The following is an 18,357-nucleotide window of genomic DNA, read 5'->3' on the forward strand; positions in this document are numbered from 1 at the left end:
CTCACCACTTCTCGCGGCTCATCACGATCGATATCGGCCTGCCCTTCGTGTTCTCGAAGATACGCCAAATATAGGCGCCGAGAATGCCGATCGACGTGATCATGAGGAAGGTGGAGAACAGGATGGCGAGCATGATCGGGGCGTAGCCCGGGGCGGTGATCGCACCGGTGAGCGAGAAGGTCAAGACCAGCAGACCGACGAGCACCACCACGACGGTCCCGATCAGCCCAGTGATGAGCAAAAGGTCGAGCGGCAGATTCGTGAACGAGAAGATGCTGTCGAGGAGGTACTTCACGCGCTTGCGGAACGTCCAGCTGCTCTCGCCGTGTTCGCGGAGCTGACGACTGTACGGGATTTCCGCACGACGGAAACCCACCCAGTAGAGCTGGGCGACGAGGCTGGAGTTCGCTTCGTTGAGGCGCACGAGTTCGTCTGCGACCGCGCGCGTGCATCCGAAGACGTCGACGCCGCCGGGCGGCATGTCGCGGATGATCGAACGCCGGTAGAACGCCCAGAATGCCCGCGAACTCATGCTCGTGAGTGCCGGGTCGTCTCGCGAGACACGCCGACCCACCGCAACGTCGACCGCTTCCGACGCGAGCGCTCGGTAAAACTCCACCATGAGTTCGGCCGGCTCCTGCAAGTCCGCGGCCATGACTCCGATGAATCTGCCCGATGCAGCGGCAAGGCCCGTGCGGATCGCCGCGAACGAGCCGAAGTTGCGCGAGTGCTGCAGGAGCTGAGTGGAGAATCCTGCCTCAGGCAGCGCTTCCGCGAGCTTCGCGTACGAGTCGTCGGGCGAGCCGTCCACCACGAAGACCACCTCGGTGGCGTCGGGTAGCTCGGCAACCAACGCGCCGAGCGCATCGATCAGGGGGCCGATGTTCTCCGAGTTGCGATAGACCGGGATGACGATCGAGAACTCCGTCACGCCAATGCTCCGATCGCGGCGCACACCGCGTCGACCTCGTCATCCGTGAGCTCAGGGAAGAGCGGAAGACTCAGCACCTCGGCGCAGGCTGCAACCGTGGCCGGGAGGTCGACGTCGGGCGCGAACCGCTCGAATGCGGGTTGCTCCCAATCGGGATGCGGGAAATGAACATCGGTCGGGACCCCGGCTGCGCCGAGGCTCGCCCGCACCTGGTCGCGGCGGGCACTGCGCGCGATGGCGAGATGGGCGATGTGTCCGCTGTCGGTTGCCGGGAGCACGGTCAGAAGCTGCGGATCGAGATCGGCTGCGGCCGCACGGTATCGCTCGAGGATCTCGCGGCGTCGCGCATTCTGCTCGTCGAGCGAACGAAGTCGGATCCGCAGGAAGGCGGCCTGCAGTTCGTCGAGCCTGGAGTTCGTGCCGCCGGAGAGGGTCGCCAGGTACTTCGATTCCCATCCGTACTGACGGAGGCGGCGTACCCGATCCGCGGTGATCGCGGTCTCGGTGATGACCGCGCCGCCGTCGCCGACGGCGCCGAGGTTCTTGGTCGGGTAGAAGCTCGCGGTGGCCGCGTGCCCGAACGTTCCGGCGAAGCGGCCCGCACGGCTCGCTCCGATGGCTTGCGCGCAGTCCTCGACGAGAGCGATCCCCCGCTCGTCGCACAGCTCGCGAAGCGCCGCCGCATCGCCCAGGAAGCCGTAGAGGTGGGTGACGACGACGACCCCGACGTGGTCGGTGAGCCGATCCAGAACGGTCTCCGCGGTGAGGCACAGTGAGGTCGGGTCGACATCGGCGTAGCGCGGAACGAATCCCGCACGCACCGTGGCCGTGGAGGTGTATGCGCCGGCATTCGCGGCGGTGATCACTGTGTCGCGATCGGCCGGCATCACGGCCTTGATCGCGAGTTCGAGCGCGTCGGTGCCGGAGGCGACTCCGACGGCAGCACCCGCACCGAGATAGTCGGCGAGTTCCGCCTCGAACGCCGCGTGCTGAGACCCGTGAATCGCATACCCCGAATCCAGCACTGCGGCCGCGGCCTCGAGGAAGGACTCGCGATCCCGCGACATTCCCCGCGACAGATCATTGAACGGAACTTGCTGAGACCTCATCGGTAGCCTTTCATGAACTCGTCGGAGTCGACGTTTCCAATGAAGAAGTCGACGTCGCCGCTGGGAAGGGTGAGGGTGCCGGCCGGACGAAGATCGAAGCCTGCGCTGGTCGGATCGCAGATGACGTTGCCGGGAGGCACGGGATACGGCGTCGACTGCGGAAGGCACAAGAGCACGTCGGTCGCATCGTCGTTCGAGATCATCGACGCGCCGTTGATGTACCCGAGCGGCAGCGTGTAGAGCTGACCGAACGTTCCCGAGTGATCGACCACAACCACGGTTTCGTCTCCCGTGGCCTCGTGAACCACCGGCTCGAGTGCGCTCAGCAGCTGGTGCTGAACCCGCACGAACGGTTGCCAGGTCGCCACTCCGAGTAGGCCCCCGACCATGGCGACGACGATGAGCACGGCGGCCAGCACCGTCTGGAGGGGGCGCTGATGCTCGCGGGCGGTGAGCGGCCAGATCACGAGCGCGACGACCAGGGCGAGCGAGGTCGTGAATGCGACGCGGTCGATGTCGCTCAACCAGGCGGTGTTTCCGAAGTAGACGACGGCGCAGACCGGACTCGTGAGCGCAACGCCCGCCATGACCCAGCCGGCTTCGTGGGGAATGGTGCGGGTGAGCGAGAGTATCGCCGCCAACAGCACGACGGCGAGGACGCCGAGGACAAGGAACCGTCCACTCGAGAGAAACGTGCCCGCGACGAGTCGGATGAGTTCGCCCGGCCCGGACACGCCCGCGGCGGCGATGTTGATCAGTTCGTAGCTGTCCTGGTCGGCCGGCGTCACGAGCCGGACGACCACGATCGCATACGCCGCCATCGCGGCGGAGGATGCCGTTGCCGCGACGACGAGGGCGATGCCGCGTCGCCAACCCGCGCGCAGCGCCAGAGCGAGCGCCAACGCCATGACGGGCGCCACAGCCGCCGGACCCTGATACGCGGCGAACCCGAGCATGAGCGACACGCACACGCCGACGAGCCAGCGTGCACGACCCTGCTGAAGCCAGCGGATCATGAACCCGAGCGCGATCATCAATGCGAGCGCCGACGTCTGCGCCGGCAGGAAGCGCTGCAGGTAGCCGGCCGCCCACAGCGGGTGCAGCCCGACGAAGAGCGCGACCGCCACGTTCACCCAGGTCGATCGCGAGATCGGCCGCAGCGCCCAGATGACGGCGAGGTACTGCCCCATCGCCACGAGGCCCATCACGAGGAAGATCCCCGCTGGTTCGCCGCCACCGGCCGCCAGCCCGAGCATGGTGGGCACCAGGTGAAGCGGACGACTCAGCGACCACTCGAGGTAATTCTCGATGAGGCCCCACCAGCCGTAGACCTTCAGGTCTCTCGCGATCGCCCATTCCTCGAGCAGCCCACCCTCCCACGGGCGGAAATGGGCTGCGAAGACGACGAGTGCGCCGATGGCGACGATCAGAATGGGAACCCACGCACGACGCTTCGCCGTCACCGCGGTGTCCAGTCGTACATCACGCCTCATTCCGACATCGTCCGCGCACAAACGCTCAATTGTCGCATACCGGATGCGGGCCACCGAATCGATGTTCGACAGTCAGGCGCCCGACGCTCCGAGGATCGATCGGATGTCCGTTGCGTCGCCCCAGACACCGGGAGAGTCGTACGGGCGGTCGGGGAACGCACCGTACTCGAGGGCGATCGGCAGCCCGTTCTCGCGGATGAATCCCTCGACGCGCTCAGCCAGCGACATCGGCTCGCCCGTGGCGCAATTGATGACTCCGAGCACCCGCGTCTGCGTCGAGGCGGCGACGATCTGACGCCCGAGCTCGTCGACGGCGATGAAGTCGTAGCGATTCTTGCCGGTGGTGAACGGGAACGTCGTCTTGCCGGCATCCACCGCTTCCAGGAGGCGAGCGAAGATCGAGTTGTTGCGCCGATCGTCTCCATAGATGTAGTAGCAACGAAGCCACGTCAGCGGCACACGCTCGGCCAGGGTTGCGAAAGCGGCACGCCGCAGAGCGTCCTTCGCGATGCCGTACAGGGTCGTCGGCGAGGTCGGGGTGTCGGCGTCGATGGCGCCCTCCCAGTAGCCGATCTCGTGCATCGTGCCCAGCACCGAGAGCTGACCGACTCCCCAGTCGACGACGCCCTCGAGGAACGCGAAATGCCCCGAGAGCATGAGCATGTGCGATGACGCGTTGTGCCGGAATCCGTCCGTCCACGCGAGGTGGATCACGACATCGGGCGCCTCATCCGCGAGCGACGTGACATCGAAGCCCGGAGCGAGGATATCGGCCTCGGCGATCGTCGCCCGTGGATCGATCTCGTGCTTCGTTCCGGGTCGCACGACAGCGATCACCTGGTGACCGGCGTCAGCCGCGGCCGTCACCACGTGACGGCCCACATAACCATTGGCTCCGGTGACCAGCACTCGTCGGACGTCGTTCACAGCATGACTCGATTCACACCTAGCATCCTACGGTTCCGTTCAGCCAAGACGGCCCTCCACGCATCGGTTCCGACCCCCGCGGGCGCGGGCGCCGAGCACTTGGGCGGTCACCTCCGCGAGGCTGAATCTCGTAGAATCGACAGGATGCCCCACCTCGACCCCGCTGCCACCGCAATCGTGACGGTGAGCTACAACTCTCACGATCACCTCGAGCGGTTCCTCCAGTCGGCGATGCACGGTCAAGGCGAGAACCCTCGGGTCGTGGTCGCCGACAACGGATCCGACGACATCGACGGCATTCGACGCATCGTCGCCGCGGCAGGCGCGGAGCTGCTCGAGACCGGCGCCAATCTCGGCTACGGCGGCGCGATCAACGCTGCGGTCGCCACGCTTCCCGACGAGATCCGTTTCATTCTGGTGTCGAATCCAGATGTCGAACTGCAGCCGGGAGCCGTCGCCGTCCTCCAGGGTCGGCTCGAGTCCGATCCGACCATCGGCGCGGCAGGGCCGAAGGTCCTCAACCCCGATGGCACCGTCTATCCCTCCGCCCGCCGCCTTCCGACCCTCGGGATCGGGATCGGGCACAGCATCTTCACCCAGCTCTGGCCGACGAACCCGTGGTCGCGACGCTATCGCGAGGAGCAGGCCGACTCGGAGGTCGAGCGCGACACCGGATGGCTCTCCGGCTCATGCCTGCTGATCAGAAGGTCCGCCTTCGAGTCGCTGGGCGGCTTCGATGACGCCTTCTTCATGTACTTCGAAGACGTCGACCTCGGCGCGCGCCTCGTCGATGCAGGGCTGCGGAATCGGTTCGTGCCGGCCTCGGTGGTGGTCCACACGGGCGGGCACTCGACCAAGGCGATCTCGGGCCACATGCTGCGCGTGCACCACGCGAGCGCCTCTCACTTCATCGAGAAGCGCTATCCGGCGTGGTACTTCGCGCCGGTCCGGCTCGCAGTCCGGGTGAGCCTCGCTGCCCGCTACCAGCTCATCATGAAGCGGGCGCGGGCAGCGACGGTTCAGGACTCCAGGAGCGAGAGCAGGTAGGTGCCGTAACCGCCCTTGGTGAGCGGTGCGGCGAGCTCGGCCAACTCCTCATCGGAGATCCAGCCTGCGCGCCACGCGATCTCCTCGATGCAGCCGATCTTGAATCCCTGACGGTCCTCGATGACTCGCACGTACTCGGACGCCTGCATCATCGACTCGAACGTGCCGGTGTCGAGCCACGCGGTTCCGCGGTCGAGCACCTTGACCTGAAGCTTTCCTCGCTCGAGATACCGCTCGTTGACGGTCGAGATCTCGAGTTCGCCGCGGGCACTCGGCTCGATCGACTTCGCGATCTCGACGACCGAGTTGTCGTAGAAGTAGAGGCCCGGCACGGCGAAGTTGCTCTTCGGCTTCACCGGCTTCTCCTCGATGGAGACCGCCTTCATCTCGTCGTCGAACTCGACGACGCCGTAGGCGGTCGGATTCGACACGTGGTACGCGAAGATCAGGCCTCCGTCGAGGTCGCCGTTGCCGCGGAGCGACGAGCCGAGCCCGGTGCCGTGGAAGATGTTGTCGCCGAGCACCAGCGCGACGGACTCGTCCCCGATGAAGTCCTCACCGATCGTGAACGCCTGCGCCAGACCGTCGGGCGACGGCTGGACCGCGTACTCGAGACGGATGCCGAGCTGCGATCCGTCGCCCAGGAGCGCCTTGAACTGCTCGTTGTACTCCGGCGTGGTGATCACCAGGATCTCGTTGATTCCGGCCATCATCAAGGTCGACAGCGGGTAGTAGATCATCGGCTTGTCATAGATCGGCATCAACTGCTTCGAGATGCCCTTCGTGATGGGCCAGAGCCGAGTTCCGGACCCGCCGGCGAGAATGATTCCGCGCATGTCAGCGCCCTTCCTGACGGTGGTTGAGTTCTTCGTAGTACGCACGAGCGGCATCGAACGACGGCAGCAGGCCGGCCTCGGCAGCGGCGCTCAGGCCCGGCGCCTCAAGGTCCTTCGGAGACAGGATGAGCTGCTCGCGATCGATGCCGAACTCGAGGCCGACCTCGGGGTCGAGCGGGTCGATCCCGTGCTCACGCGGGGCGTCGAACGGCGCGGAGACGAGGTAGCTCACGGTCGCGTCGTCGCTGAGGGCGACGAAGCAATGACCGAGCCCTTCCGCGATGTAGATCGCGCGGCGGTCGACATCGTCGAGCAGCACCGAGTCCCACTGCCCGAAGGTCGGCGAGCCGACCCGGATGTCGATGACGAAATCGAGCACGGCTCCGTGGGTGGCCGTCACGTACTTGGCCTGGCTCGGCGGCACATCTGCGAAGTGGATGCCCCGCACCACGCCACGCTTGGAGACGGAGGTGTTGCCCTGTGCGAGCGAGAGAGGGTGCCCGACGGCCGCCTCGAGGGCGTCCGCTTTGTACCACTCGAGGAAGACTCCGCGGTCGTCGCCGAACTGCCTCGGGGTGATCTCGTAGCTGTCGGGGATCTTCAATTCGCGGATCTGCATGTGCGGCATTCTATCAAGGCAGCCCCCGCGAGCAGCCCGCGAGCGGGCGCGAACGACGGCCCGTACGACCTCGGTCCGTGAGGCCGGGTAGGCTGTTGGGGTGTCAAGACTACTCGTGACCGGCGGCGCCGGCTTCATCGGCTCGAACTTCGTGCATTTCGTGCTCCGGGAGACGGATCACACCGTCACCGTTCTCGACAAGCTCACCTACGCGGGCAACCTTGCGTCGCTCGACGGGCTGCCCGAGGACCGATTCCGCTTCGTTCAGGGCGACATCACGGACGCGGCGCTCGTCGACGAACTCACTCGTGACCACGATGCAGTGGTGCACTACGCCGCCGAGAGCCACAACGACAACTCGCTCGACGACCCGCGGCCGTTCCTCGATACCAACATCATCGGCACGTACACGCTGATCGAGGCGGCCCGCCGACACGACACCCGGTTCCACCACATCTCGACCGACGAGGTGTACGGCGATCTCGAGCTCGACGATCCGGCACGATTCACGGAGGAGACTCCGTACAATCCGTCGAGCCCGTATTCGTCGACGAAGGCCGGGAGCGATCTGCTCGTGCGCGCATGGGTGCGTTCCTTCGGGCTTCGCGCGACGATCTCGAACTGCTCGAACAACTACGGGCCGTACCAGCACGTCGAGAAGTTCATTCCCCGTCAGATCACCAACGTGCTGCGGGGCGAACGCCCCAAGCTCTACGGTTCGGGCGAGAATGTGCGCGACTGGATCCACGCGAACGACCATTCCTCCGCAGTCCTCACGATCCTCGACCGTGGCACGATCGGTGAGACCTACCTGATCGGCGCCGACGGCGAGAAGAACAACAAGGACGTCGTCGAGCTCATCCTCACCGAGCTCGGGCAGCCGGCGGACGCCTACGATCTCGTACGGGATCGTCCTGGCCATGACCTCCGTTACGCGATCGACTCGACGAGGCTGCGGACCGAGCTCGGTTGGACCCCTCGGTTCTCCGACTTCGCCGAAGGCCTGTCCGACACCATCGCTTGGTACCGCGACAACGAGGCCTGGTGGATGCCGCAGAAGGATGCCGCTGAGGCCCGGTACCGCGCACAGGGTCAGTGATCGGCTCGTGCCGCGCGGGCACCGCGCGGCACGACCTCACCCCTCAGATCGACGGGCCCGCTCGCGGGCGGGGGGTTCAGCCGAGTTGCATCCGCGAGTACGTCTCGACCTGAATCTGACGCAGCCATCGACGCTGCAGTCGCTCGGTGTCCTCGACGGAGACCCGCGGATCGCGCGACTTGGACTCGAAGTGGTAGAGACGCACGAACGGCGAGACGATGATCCGTCGGCCGGTCGCGCGCACCTTCATGCAGAAGTCGACATCGTTGTAATTGCCCGGGAGCTCCAGCGAGAATCCGCCGACCTCGCGCGCGATCTCCGCGGAGACGAAGAGGCAGGCGCCCGTCACACCGGACACCTCGCGGTCGACTGACAGCGAACCGAGCGCGTCGTCGTATCCCCCGTGCTCCTTGAAGCCGACGTGGCCGGGAGAGCCGCCCGTATAGAGGTGTCCGGCATGCTGGATGCTGCCGTCCTCGAAGTAGAGGAAGGCGCCGACCACGCCGACACCGCGTTGGCTCGCAAGGCCGATGAAGGTCTCGATCCAGTCACCGGTGACGAGATCGGTGTCGTCGTTGAGAACGAGGAGATACTCGCCGCGAGCCGCCGCGATGCCGTGATTGACCTTCGCGCTGAAGTTGAAGGGCTTGTCCCACTCGACGAGGCGGAGGCGGTCGCCGAGCAGGCCGACGAGCTCGTCGACGACGTCGTCGGGAGTGACCGAGTCCGCGACGACCACGAACTCGAGGTTCTGATAGCTCGAGCGCTCGATGATCCCTCGAATCGCCTCGACGACGAGCACGCGAGACCCTCCGGCGACCTCCGCCGCCGTGCCGCGCGTCGGGATGATGACCGAGACCAGGGGTCGGACGTCGTCGAGGTATCGGATCCGGCGCACACCGGGCCCCGTGGCCTCAACCACGGCGCGAACGCCATCGGCGCGCAAGTGCCCCTCGACGACCTCGAGTTCGGCCTCCCAACGTGCCGAGGCATCGCCGGGGGTCTGCTCGATGGCGAGGACCTCGGGCACGACCATCGACCGTGCTCCGGCCTCGGAGAGACGGAGCACGAGTTCGTACAGCACGACCGATGCGTCTTCGGCAGCGAATCCGCCGAGGCGCAGCGCGGCGTCGACCCGCAGGCCGACCACAGGACCGAGATGGTCCTGCGCTCGCAAGCGCAACGGAGAGTCGTCGGGCCTGCGCAGGCGGACCCCGCGATCGTCCCTCGAATCCGCGCCGACGACCACGACCTCGGGGAATCGGGCGAGCGCCGACTCGATGCGCTCGATCGCGTTCTGGAGGATGGTCGCCCTGCGGACCCAGAGGATCGCGTTCGCCGAGGTCGCCCTGAGACGCTCGTTGAGGAGATCAGGCCGCGCGAGCACGACGTCGGCACCGAATCGCTCCGCGACATCCCGTCCGGTCGTCTCGTGCGCCGGATCGACGACCACGATCGTCGTGTGCGCACCGCTCGACGCCTTCGCGACCGACTCCAGGGTGCGAGCGAGGTCCTCCCCGGTCGAGCCGCCTTGCTCGATCCAGATCTCGACCGGTGCGGCGGATCGGGCGACCCTGCTCACCGAATCAGTCCTCGAACGCGCCGAAGGACGCGGTAGGGGAGCTCGAGCATCCGTCCGGCGCGCCAGCGCGCGGACGTGGTGACGCGTCGAAGTTCGACCTCGGCGGCGAGCTCCGCCGACGGCGAGACGATCGATCGAGGCTGGGACTGCGCCAGTTCCGCTTCGAGTCCGGCGATGCGATCGACGAGCTCGAGCTCACGCACCCGTGCGGTCTCGAGGTCGTCGAGTTGAGATTCGGGCGCCCATCCGCCTGGCTGTGACACGAGCGCTCACCATTCCGTTCTGATCGTCGCTGATAAACTAGCCTAATGCTCCCCTCCGCGCGGTCGATCCCTTCCCACTCGGTTGCGCGACGGGTCTGGGGCCGATGACGAGAGTCGTCGCCATCGTTCCGACGTTCCACCCCGAGGCCGACGTCGTTCCGAGGCTGGCAGCGCTGCGTACGCAGGTCGACCGCCTGCTCGTCGTCGACGACGGCAGCGGTCCGAGCGCGGTGCTCGACACTCTCGAGGGCGTCGCCGACCGCGTCGTGCGTTCCCGCGAGAACACCGGCATCGCCGCCGCGTTGAACGCAGGTATGCGGCTGGCGCTCGAGTCGGACGCCGAGTACGTGCTGACCGTTGATCAGGACACCGATCTTCCTCCTGGTTACGTCCGGACGGCACTCGACCTGTTCGCACGGGCGAACCCGGTCACGCGGCTCGGCATGGTGGTCGTGGACGGGGTGAACGGCCATCCGGCGATTCCGCCCTCGCAGTCGCCCGAAGGGTTCGGGCTGGTCCCTGAAGCGATCCAGACGGGGTCCCTGATCCATGTCGAGGTCCTCCGCGAGGCGGGCCTCCTCGATGAGCGCCTCTTCATCGACTGCGTGGACACGGAGTACTGCCTCCGGGTGCGAGAGGCCGGCTTCCGGATCGCGGTCGCGTCTGGCACCGACATCGCCCACTCGATCGGACGTCGCGCCCCACTCCGCCCGTTCGGGATCGCGCTTCGCCACGACGACGGGCGCGTCGCGACGTACCAATACCATTCGCCGTTCCGCCGCTACTACATCGCACGCAACAACATCGACCTGCTCCTGCGGTACGGTCCCCGTCAGCCTCGATGGGCCTATCGGGTCGTCCGGCGCGAGACCGGCGGCATGATCGTCTCGATGGTGAGCGGTCCGCAGCGCCTGAAGCAGGTGCTCGCGATCACGACGGGCACGGTCCACGGGGTCGTTCGGCGACGGGGGCGTATGCCGGCCTGGCTGAGCCGCGCTGTTCGTTGAACGACCGAGAGGAAGCAGCGTGACCACCACCCTCCGTGTGATCGTCGACCAGATCGTCGCGCCGGTGCCCGGCGCGCTGGGGCGCTACACCCGTGACCTGACGCAGGCGATCATCTCCGCCACACCCCGTGACTGTGCCGTCGAGGCGATCGTCTCGTCATCCTTGCCCGAGGATTACGACCGTGTGCTCGCCGAGCTTCCGGGGCTCGCGGGCCTGTACAAGACGAGTCTGGCCCGCCGCGAGCTCGCGGCCGCGTGGCAGCTCGGGCTGACGACCTCGCCGGGACCCGGCATCATCCACGCACCGAGCCTGTTCGCTCCGCTCCGCCGGCACGATCGATCGGTCGACGGCAGCCAGGTGATCGTCACCGTGCACGATGTGCTGGCCTGGAGCCACCCCGAAGCACTCAGCTCGACCTCTGTCGCATGGCAGAAGGGAATGATGAAGCGTGCCCGCAAGCACGCCGACGCGGTGGTCGTGCCGACGCACGCCCTCGCCGAACGGCTCTCCGAGGTCGCCGACCTCGGAGATCGCATCCGGGTCATCGGGACGGCGCCGCGCGGCGGGCTGTCGCTCGGCGCCGATGCGTCCGAGCGGGCGGCGCGAATGGGGCTGCCGAGCGAGTACCTCGCGGTGTCCGGAACGCTCGAACCCCGCAAGGGACTCGTCGATGTGCTCGCGGCACTCGGTCGCCCGGGCACGCCGGACCTCCCGCTGGTGGTGCTCGGGCCCGAGAGCTGGGGCGACCAGCACCTCGTCACGGTCGCCGAGGAGCACGGCATCCACCCGAGGCGGATCATCCGGCTCGACGATCTCGATGCCCCCGATCTCGCGGTCGTCCTGGCTGGCGCCGTCGCGGTCGTCGAGCCGAGCCACGACGCCGCCACCGGCACGGGCATCATCGAGGCATTCAGCCTCTCCGCCCCGGTCATCCACTCGGATGCCGCGGCGCATCTCGAGGTCTCGGCCGGCGCAGGCCTGTCCGTTCCCGTCGGGGCCGACGGCGGCTACCCCGACCGGCTCGCGGCCGCGATCACGGCCGTCACGACCGACACCCAGCTCGCCGAGCGGCTCTCGATCGCGGGCAGCGACCGCAGCCGCGCGTTCAGCTGGCGGGATTCAGCCGAACGGGTCTGGCAGCTGCACGCGGATCTCTGATCGCCCGACCGACGGCGACCGCCGTCATCCCTCGGTCGACTCGGTCGGCGGCGGTGCCACCGCCTCCTGCACGAGCTGACGGATGTAGTCGTAGTCGGGATCCTCGGGATCCACGTCGTTCGAGGGCACGAGCTCGACGTCGATGATCGGCAGTTCCTTCGTCTTGCCTGCGAGGTTCACGAAGTAGCCGAGGCTCGCCTGCGGGACATCCGTCTTCACGACCTGCGACCCGGCCGCCGCGATCTCCTGGAACTTCGCAAGCACGTTGGCGGGGTTGAACTGGGCGAGCACCGCCTCCTGGATCTGACGCTGCCGCGCCATCCGGTCGTAGTCGCTCGTGCCGTGCCGCGACCTCGCGTACCAGAGGGCGTGGTAGCCGTCGAGATGCTGCTCTCCGGCCGGGATCCATTCGGCGACCGTGGTGAAGGTCTCGTCGGCATGGATCGGCACGTCCTCGGCGACGGTCACGGTGACCCCGCCGAGCGCGTCGATCAACTGCTGGAAGCCGGCCATGTCGATGAGCGCGTAGTACTGGATCTCGAGCCCGGTGATCGCTTCGGCGGCGTCGCGCATCGCCTCGATGCCCGGGTCGCTCCCGTTCGAGACGGCGTCGGGATACATCTCGGGGCTCACGAGCTCGACCTCGGTGTAGATCGAGTTGAGCATGCAGACGTCGACCTCGCAGCCGTCGATGGACCCGTAGCCCTCGGGGTAGAGCTCGGCGAGCGGGGTCCCCTCGGGGAACGGCACGTCGACCATGTTCCGGGGAAGCCCGATCGTGACCGCCTGCCCGGTCTCGGCGTCGATGCTGACGACCGTGATGCTGTCGGGGCGCATGCCGTCCCGGTCGGGTCCGGCGTCGCCGCCGAGCAGGAGGAAGTTGTAGCGCCCGTCGACCGGGTCCTTCGACGGCCCGGCGATGAAGACCGATGAGACGAAGCCGCTGGCCGTCGTCGCGACGTAGGCGCCGTAGGCGGCGGTCCCCGACACCAGGGCCATGACGACGACCGAGAACGCGGCCACCCACGGCCTGGCCGACGGCGCCGTCTTCACGAGGCGCACGAGGCGCAGCGTGTCGAGCGTCAGCACCACCCAGAGCACCGCGTAGAAGGCGAGCACCGCCGCGATGATCCAGAGCGTGATGGACATCGAGAAGACGGTGAGGAGCGTCGCGGGCCAGAGGAGCCAGACGACGAGCGCGAGCACCGCGAGCGCCCACAGGACGAGCGTCGCGCCGAGGCCGAAGCGCCCGAGCCGGCGGTTGCCCGCGAGCGCCTGCGCGGAGCCCGGGATCAGGAAGTTGAGCACGACGAGCCACCAGCCGCGGCGGGTCATGAGTGGGCGCGACGCGGCATCCGGGTGGCGGATGGGGCTTGCTGCGAGGCTCATCGCGACTGCTTCAGCCGCTCGTTCTTCTCCTCGACGAGGGCGGCGAGGTCGCGGGCGTATCGGTCGAGGGCTTCGGCGATGGCGGGGTCGGATGCCCCGAGCACGCGTGCGGCGTAGAGGCCGGCGTTCTTCGCGCCGCCGATCGCCATGGTCGCGACGGGGATGCCGCCGGGCATCTGCACGATGGAGAGGAGCGAGTCGAGGCCGTCGAGCTTGGCGAGCGGCACGGGCACGCCGATGACGGGCAGAGTCGTGACGGAGGCGAGCATGCCGGGCAGGTGGGCTGCGCCGCCGGCGCCGGCGATGATGACCTTGAGGCCGCGGGCGGCCGCCTCCTTGCCGTAGGCGATCATCTTCTCGGGCGTGCGGTGCGCCGAGACGACCTCGACCTCGTGGGCGATGCCGAACTCGTCGAGCACGGCGGAGGCGTCGCTCATGACGCTCCAGTCGGAGTCGGAACCCATCACGACGCCGACGAGGGGGCGGGTGTTCGTCTCAGTCACTTGATCGAGTGTACGGCCGTGCGCTGGGAGATGACCGCAACCACACCGGCGACCGGGATCGACCGTCGAGCCCGGCTCAGTCCTGGAAGAACGCCGCCGCAGCGCGCGCCTCGTACACGACGGCGTCGAGGTCGTCGCCCGTGGCGGTCACGTGCCCGATCTTGCGGCCGGGGCGCGGCGCCTTGCCGTAGTTGTGCACCTTGACGGTGGGGTGACCGGCGAGCGCCTCGGCGTAGCGGTCGGTGAGCATGCCCTCTGCGGGGCCGCCGAGCACATTCACCATGACCGACCAGTCGTCGCGGGTGCCGGTGCCGCCGAGCGGCAGGTCGAGCACGGCGCGCAGGTGCTGCTCGAACTGCCCCGTGGTGGAGCCGTCCATCGACCAGTGGCCGCTGTTGTGGGGCCGCATGGCGAGTTCGTTCACGAGGATGCGCTCGTCGGTCGTCTCGAAGAGCTCGACGGCGAGCACGCCGGTGACGCCGAGGCCCTCGGCGATCGTGATCGCGACTTCGGCGGCGACGTCGGCGAGGCGACCCGCCGACCTCGGCGCGGGCGCGATGACCTCGCTGCAGACGCCACCGACCTGCACCGTCTCGACGACGGGCCAGGCGACGATCTCGCCGCTCGGGCGCCGCGCGACCATCTGCGCGAGCTCTCGGCGGAAGTCCACGAGCTCCTCGACGAGGAGCGCGCCCTGGCGGCCGTCCTCGACGATGGTCGAGAACCACTCGGCGACCTCGGCGGCCGCGCGCACGACGCGCACGCCCTTGCCGTCGTAGCCGCCGCGGGGAGTCTTCACGACGGCCGCGCCGCCGTGTTCGGCGATGAAATCGTCGAGCTCGGCGGCCGTCTCGACCCGAGCCCAGTCGGGCACGGGCAGGCCGAGCTCGGAGAGGCGCTCGCGCATGACCAGTTTGTCTTGCGCGACGGCGAGCGCATCGGGGCCGGGATGCACGGCGACGCCGGCGTCGACCATGGCGCGCAAGACATCTTGGGGCACGTGCTCGTGGTCGAAGGTGATGACGTCGACCGTCTTCGCGAAGTCGAGCACGGTGGCCGCATCGGTGTAGTCGCCGACCCGGTCGGCAGCGATCTCCGCCGACATGCCGGGCTGCTCGGCGAGCACCCGGAGGTCGACTCCGAGTTCGATCGCCGCAGGAATCATCATCCGGGCCAGTTGTCCGCCACCGATCACTCCGACCCGCACGCCACGCACTCCGTTCGCCGTCCTCCGGCGCACGTTCGCGCGCCCCGACCAGTCTAGGCGGCGGGGAATAGGATGTGGCGGTGTCCACCAGCATCGCCGAGCTCGCCGCGCGGCTCTGGCACGGGCTCCTCGCCTACGCGGTGAAGTTCGGCGTCGTCGGCCTCATCGGCCTCGTCATCGATGTCGCGCTCTTCAACGCGCTGCGCCTCGGCCTCGCGGGCGACGACACGTGGGCGCAGTCGGCGATCGGTGCGAAGACGATCTCGACGAGCGTCGCGATCGTGTTCAACTGGCTCGGCAACCGGTACTGGACGTTCCGCAATCATCGCCGCCGCAACTATCTGCGCGAGTTCGCCGAGTACGTCGTCGTCTCCCTCGGCGGCATGGCCATCGCGCTCGGATGCCTCTGGGTGAGCCACCACTGGATGGGCTACACGAGCCTCGTGGCCGACAACATCGCGACGAACGTCGTGGGCCTCGGGCTCGGCACGGCGTTCCGGTTCCTGCTGTACCGCTACTGGGTGTTCGGCCACCACCGCGCCGACGGCCTCTCGACGCTCGCGCGGGTCGAGGAGGCGCAGCGCTCGCTCTTCGAAGAGCCGGATGCCTCGGGCCGCCCCCAGGGCGACGGCGACGACCCCGTGGCATCCGACCCGACCGAGAACGCGCCCGACGCACGCGAGCCCGCCTCCTCGACGGAAGCGGGCTCGTAGCGGGGCGGATCGACTCAGTCGTCGATCTCGATCTCTGCGGGCTGGAACCACGGCGGGTACACCGCGACCTTGGCGCGCACGCCGACGGCGGCGAGTGCGGCGCGGACCCGGTCGCGGACCTTGTCGTTGCCGACCGCGATGAGCGCGATGCGCTCGAGGGGCACCTCGCCGCGCACGAGCAGCTCGGCCGTGCGGAGTCGTGCGGTCTCGTCGGCGTGCGCGAGACGGCGCATGAGGCGCTCGACGTCGCGCCACTCGACGGCGAGCTCGGCACCGGGCAGCGCCGTGTCGGTGTCGCTCACGACGATCGTGCCGTCGTCGGTGTTCGCACCGCGAGCGGCGGCGACCGAGCCGACGAGGATGATGTGGTCGGCTGCCGGGCGGACGACCGCTTCGGCGCTGAGGCGCGGGTCGGGGGTCGCGGTGCGCACGGCGTCCCACACGAGTGCGTCGGGCGTGAGCAGGAACGGCACGTAGTCGGCGAGGGTCGCGTCGACTCCGGGCACCTCCTGCTGCCGGCGGTACTCGCGGGCCGCGGGCGCTGCCAGGTCGACGACGGGGTTCGCGCCTCCGCCGATCGAGACGAGCGCGCCGGCGCCGAGGATGCGGGCGAGGTTGTCGAGGTGCGTGACGTGGTAGATGCGGAGCGTGCCCACCTCGACGGGCGGGGCGATCAGCGGCCGCTCCGAGAGCGAGCGCGGTGCGCGGCCGGCGCCGGAGGACGCGGTGCGGGCGGACGCGGTCGCCGTGCGGGCGCTGCTACGGGTCGACCCGCGCACGGGCGCGGTGGCCACGGCCTTGCGTTCGGGCTCCTTCGGGGGGTTGCAGGAGGCGCACATGCCCTCATCGAAACCGTGGATGCATTCGTCGCCCAAAGGGGTACCTCTCGTCGCGCGGCTCGCACTCGGGGGCGTGCGATGGCCAAGGGACGAGTTTACGCGCTCGAGGAGCGTTCCGGAGCCGGAGGGCTGCCGTCGTCCACCGCGAATGGGTGAGCGGGCTCGGTTCAGCGTCCGCCCCACGCGACGGTGTCGCCGTCGAGCGTCGTCGCGATCGACGCGGGACGCATCGAGGCGCCCCGGTGGCTCGCCTCGATGAGCTCGTGGAGCGCGCCCTGCACGAGTTGCGGTTTCGGCAGGTCGCGGAGGACGACCGGGGCCTCCTGCCCGACGTCGAGGCGCACGTCGCCCGACCCGAACATGCTCTGCCCCGGGGTCTTGCGCACGGTGACCTCGCGGATCCGCACGTGCGCGACCTCGTTCCGCACCCGCACGAAGACGCCGCGGCGCATGATGACCCGCCGCGTCGTGATCGTCGTGCGCGCCGTCAGCCATGCGAGGTACGGCAGCAGGCAGAGGAGCAGGACGAGGAGGAGCGCGCCGCCGACGAGGACGAGCAGCTGCCAGGTCTCCTCGACGAAGCCCACCGCATAGCCCGCCCCTCCGGCGACGGCGAGGAGCGCGACCGCCGGCAGGATGAGCACGCGCGCGTGCCGACGCAGCCGCGCCACCACGCGCTCGGCCGGCGGCGGGGTCGGCGCGGCGGCTGACGCGTCGGCTCTCGTCATACGCCCATTAATACCGCAGGTGCGTGACGTCGCCCGCGGCGACAGACCACGGTTCGCCGTTCTCCCGGTCGATGACGACGAGGCGGCCGTCGACGTCGAGCCGCTCGGCGCGGCCGAGCAGTTCGCGGTCGCCGGGCAGTTCGACGCGCACCTCGCTGCCGAGGGTGCCGCAGAGCGCCGCCACGCGACGGTCGATGCCGGATGCCACGGGGTCGGCGCCGGCCGCGCAGAACTCGTCGAACAGGCCGAGGAACCGCTCGAGGTAGTCGGCGAGCACCGCGTCGCCGTCGGGGCGCACCCCGGTGGCGAGGAGGAGCGAGGTCGAGGTGAGGGTCGGCAGGTCGTGCTCGTCGAGGGTGAGGTTGAGGCCGGCGCCGACGACGACCGCGCCGGCCGCGTCGCCCTCGGGTGCCTGGATCAGCTCCGAGAGGATGCCGCAGATCTTGTAGCCCGAGACGAGCACGTCGTTCGGCCACTTGAGTTCGACGTCGACGACGCCGCTGCGGTCGTCGGGGTCGTGCTCGGGGTCGGCGGCGGCGAGCACGACGGCGGCCGCGTCGACGGCACCGCGCACGGCCTCCGTCATCGCCGCCCCGGCGATGAGCGGGATCCACCCGTAGCCCGCGACGGGGAAGGGACGCCCGCCCGGCAGTTCGGGCCGCAGCAGCAGCGAGATCGCGAGGGTCTTGCCCGTGGGCGCGAGCCAGGTGCGGCCGAGGCGGCCGCGGCCCTTCGTCTGCTCGTCGGTGACGATGACCGAGCCGTGGGGCCAGCTCGTGGCATCCGCGCCCGTGGCGGCCTCTCGCAGTTCGTCGTTCGTCGACCCCGCCGAGGCGAGGAATTCGAAGCGCGGCACCGCCGCGCGCGATCGCTCCCATTCCATGTTGTTCACCCTAGCCACGGCGG

Annotated in this window: 18 protein-coding genes; 5 read left to right on the forward strand and 13 right to left on the reverse strand. The window is 68.7% G+C overall.

Annotation, left to right across the window (positions count from 1 at the left end; all coding sequences use genetic code 11):
* Position 1: 1 nt before the first annotated feature.
* The 4 genes from ACFVTX_RS13920 to ACFVTX_RS13935 are packed head-to-tail and all read right to left on the reverse strand — an operon-like array spanning position 2 to position 4,460.
* Positions 2-931, reverse strand: a complete 930-nt coding sequence (locus tag ACFVTX_RS13920; protein WP_386901056.1) for a glycosyltransferase family 2 protein — start codon at positions 929-931, stop codon at positions 2-4.
* Entirely contained in the window at positions 928-2,040 is a 1,113-nt protein-coding gene (locus tag ACFVTX_RS13925) for a DegT/DnrJ/EryC1/StrS family aminotransferase (protein ID WP_386901156.1), read from the reverse strand. The genes ACFVTX_RS13920 and ACFVTX_RS13925 overlap by 4 nt, the downstream gene beginning before the upstream one ends.
* Positions 2,037-3,587, reverse strand: a complete 1,551-nt coding sequence (locus ACFVTX_RS13930; protein WP_386901058.1) for a hypothetical protein — start codon at positions 3,585-3,587, stop codon at positions 2,037-2,039. The genes ACFVTX_RS13925 and ACFVTX_RS13930 overlap by 4 nt, the downstream gene beginning before the upstream one ends.
* Before the next feature lie 18 nt (positions 3,588-3,605).
* Entirely contained in the window at positions 3,606-4,460 is an 855-nt protein-coding gene (locus tag ACFVTX_RS13935) for an NAD-dependent epimerase/dehydratase family protein (protein WP_386901060.1), read from the reverse strand.
* A 144-nt stretch (positions 4,461-4,604) separates the two neighbouring features.
* Between ACFVTX_RS13935 and ACFVTX_RS13940 the strand changes: the two genes are divergently transcribed.
* Positions 4,605-5,507, forward strand: coding sequence for a glycosyltransferase family 2 protein (locus ACFVTX_RS13940; protein ID WP_386901158.1), 903 nt, complete (start codon positions 4,605-4,607; stop codon positions 5,505-5,507).
* Here ACFVTX_RS13940 and rfbA read toward each other — a convergent pair.
* The gene (rfbA, locus tag ACFVTX_RS13945) at positions 5,480-6,343 is read right to left on the reverse strand and encodes a glucose-1-phosphate thymidylyltransferase RfbA (protein ID WP_386901062.1); all 864 of its coding nucleotides are present in this window, start codon (positions 6,341-6,343) and stop codon (positions 5,480-5,482) included. The two genes, ACFVTX_RS13940 and rfbA, sit on opposite strands and share 28 nt — an antisense overlap.
* Before the next feature lies 1 nt (position 6,344).
* Entirely contained in the window at positions 6,345-6,962 is a 618-nt protein-coding gene (locus ACFVTX_RS13950; protein WP_386901063.1) for a dTDP-4-dehydrorhamnose 3,5-epimerase family protein, read from the reverse strand.
* 100 nt (positions 6,963-7,062) lie between these two features.
* On the opposite strand from ACFVTX_RS13950, the gene rfbB reads away from it, so the two are divergent.
* Positions 7,063-8,061: a dTDP-glucose 4,6-dehydratase gene (gene rfbB / locus ACFVTX_RS13955; protein ID WP_386901065.1), complete on the forward strand. Its 999-nt coding sequence runs from the start codon at positions 7,063-7,065 to the stop codon at positions 8,059-8,061.
* A gap of 76 nt (positions 8,062-8,137) precedes the next feature.
* Here rfbB and ACFVTX_RS13960 read toward each other — a convergent pair whose 3' ends face one another.
* On the reverse strand, positions 8,138-9,643 hold the full coding sequence (locus tag ACFVTX_RS13960) for a glycosyltransferase (protein WP_386901067.1): 1,506 nt from the start codon (positions 9,641-9,643) through the stop codon (positions 8,138-8,140).
* A 367-nt stretch (positions 9,644-10,010) separates the two neighbouring features.
* Here ACFVTX_RS13960 and ACFVTX_RS13965 point away from each other — a divergent pair, with 367 nt between their 5' ends.
* The gene (locus tag ACFVTX_RS13965; RefSeq protein ID WP_386901069.1) at positions 10,011-10,913 is read left to right on the forward strand and encodes a glycosyltransferase; all 903 of its coding nucleotides are present in this window, start codon (positions 10,011-10,013) and stop codon (positions 10,911-10,913) included.
* 19 nt (positions 10,914-10,932) lie between these two features.
* Positions 10,933-12,072, forward strand: coding sequence for a glycosyltransferase (locus ACFVTX_RS13970; RefSeq protein ID WP_386901071.1), 1,140 nt, complete (start codon positions 10,933-10,935; stop codon positions 12,070-12,072).
* 24 nt (positions 12,073-12,096) lie between these two features.
* Here the strand turns inward: ACFVTX_RS13970 and ACFVTX_RS13975 are convergent, their stop codons facing one another.
* From ACFVTX_RS13975 to ACFVTX_RS13985, 3 genes are all read right to left on the reverse strand, one after another.
* Entirely contained in the window at positions 12,097-13,461 is a 1,365-nt protein-coding gene (locus ACFVTX_RS13975; protein WP_386901073.1) for an LCP family protein, read from the reverse strand.
* The gene (purE, locus tag ACFVTX_RS13980; protein ID WP_386901160.1) at positions 13,458-13,925 is read right to left on the reverse strand and encodes a 5-(carboxyamino)imidazole ribonucleotide mutase; all 468 of its coding nucleotides are present in this window, start codon (positions 13,923-13,925) and stop codon (positions 13,458-13,460) included. Before purE ends, ACFVTX_RS13975 begins: the two co-directional genes overlap by 4 nt.
* A gap of 115 nt (positions 13,926-14,040) precedes the next feature.
* On the reverse strand, positions 14,041-15,159 hold the full coding sequence (locus ACFVTX_RS13985) for a 5-(carboxyamino)imidazole ribonucleotide synthase (protein ID WP_386901162.1): 1,119 nt from the start codon (positions 15,157-15,159) through the stop codon (positions 14,041-14,043).
* 92 nt (positions 15,160-15,251) lie between these two features.
* Between ACFVTX_RS13985 and ACFVTX_RS13990 the strand changes: the two genes are divergently transcribed.
* Entirely contained in the window at positions 15,252-15,884 is a 633-nt protein-coding gene (locus tag ACFVTX_RS13990; protein ID WP_386901075.1) for a GtrA family protein, read from the forward strand.
* A gap of 14 nt (positions 15,885-15,898) precedes the next feature.
* Here ACFVTX_RS13990 and ACFVTX_RS13995 read toward each other — a convergent pair whose 3' ends face one another.
* The 3 genes from ACFVTX_RS13995 to ACFVTX_RS14005 all read right to left on the reverse strand — a co-directional run bounded on the left by ACFVTX_RS13995 (position 15,899) and on the right by ACFVTX_RS14005 (position 18,334).
* Positions 15,899-16,678, reverse strand: a complete 780-nt coding sequence (locus ACFVTX_RS13995; protein WP_386901077.1) for a DarT ssDNA thymidine ADP-ribosyltransferase family protein — start codon at positions 16,676-16,678, stop codon at positions 15,899-15,901.
* Positions 16,679-16,890: 212 nt separating this feature from the next.
* On the reverse strand, positions 16,891-17,451 hold the full coding sequence (locus ACFVTX_RS14000; RefSeq protein WP_386901078.1) for a PH domain-containing protein: 561 nt from the start codon (positions 17,449-17,451) through the stop codon (positions 16,891-16,893).
* 7 nt (positions 17,452-17,458) lie between these two features.
* Positions 17,459-18,334 (reverse strand): biotin--[acetyl-CoA-carboxylase] ligase, encoded by an 876-nt coding sequence (locus ACFVTX_RS14005; RefSeq protein ID WP_386901080.1) that lies wholly within the window; start codon positions 18,332-18,334, stop codon positions 17,459-17,461.
* Positions 18,335-18,357 lie beyond the last annotated feature (23 nt).

This window comes from Agromyces sp. NPDC058136 (assembly GCF_042884375.1).
Taxonomy (GTDB): domain Bacteria; phylum Actinomycetota; class Actinomycetes; order Actinomycetales; family Microbacteriaceae; genus Agromyces.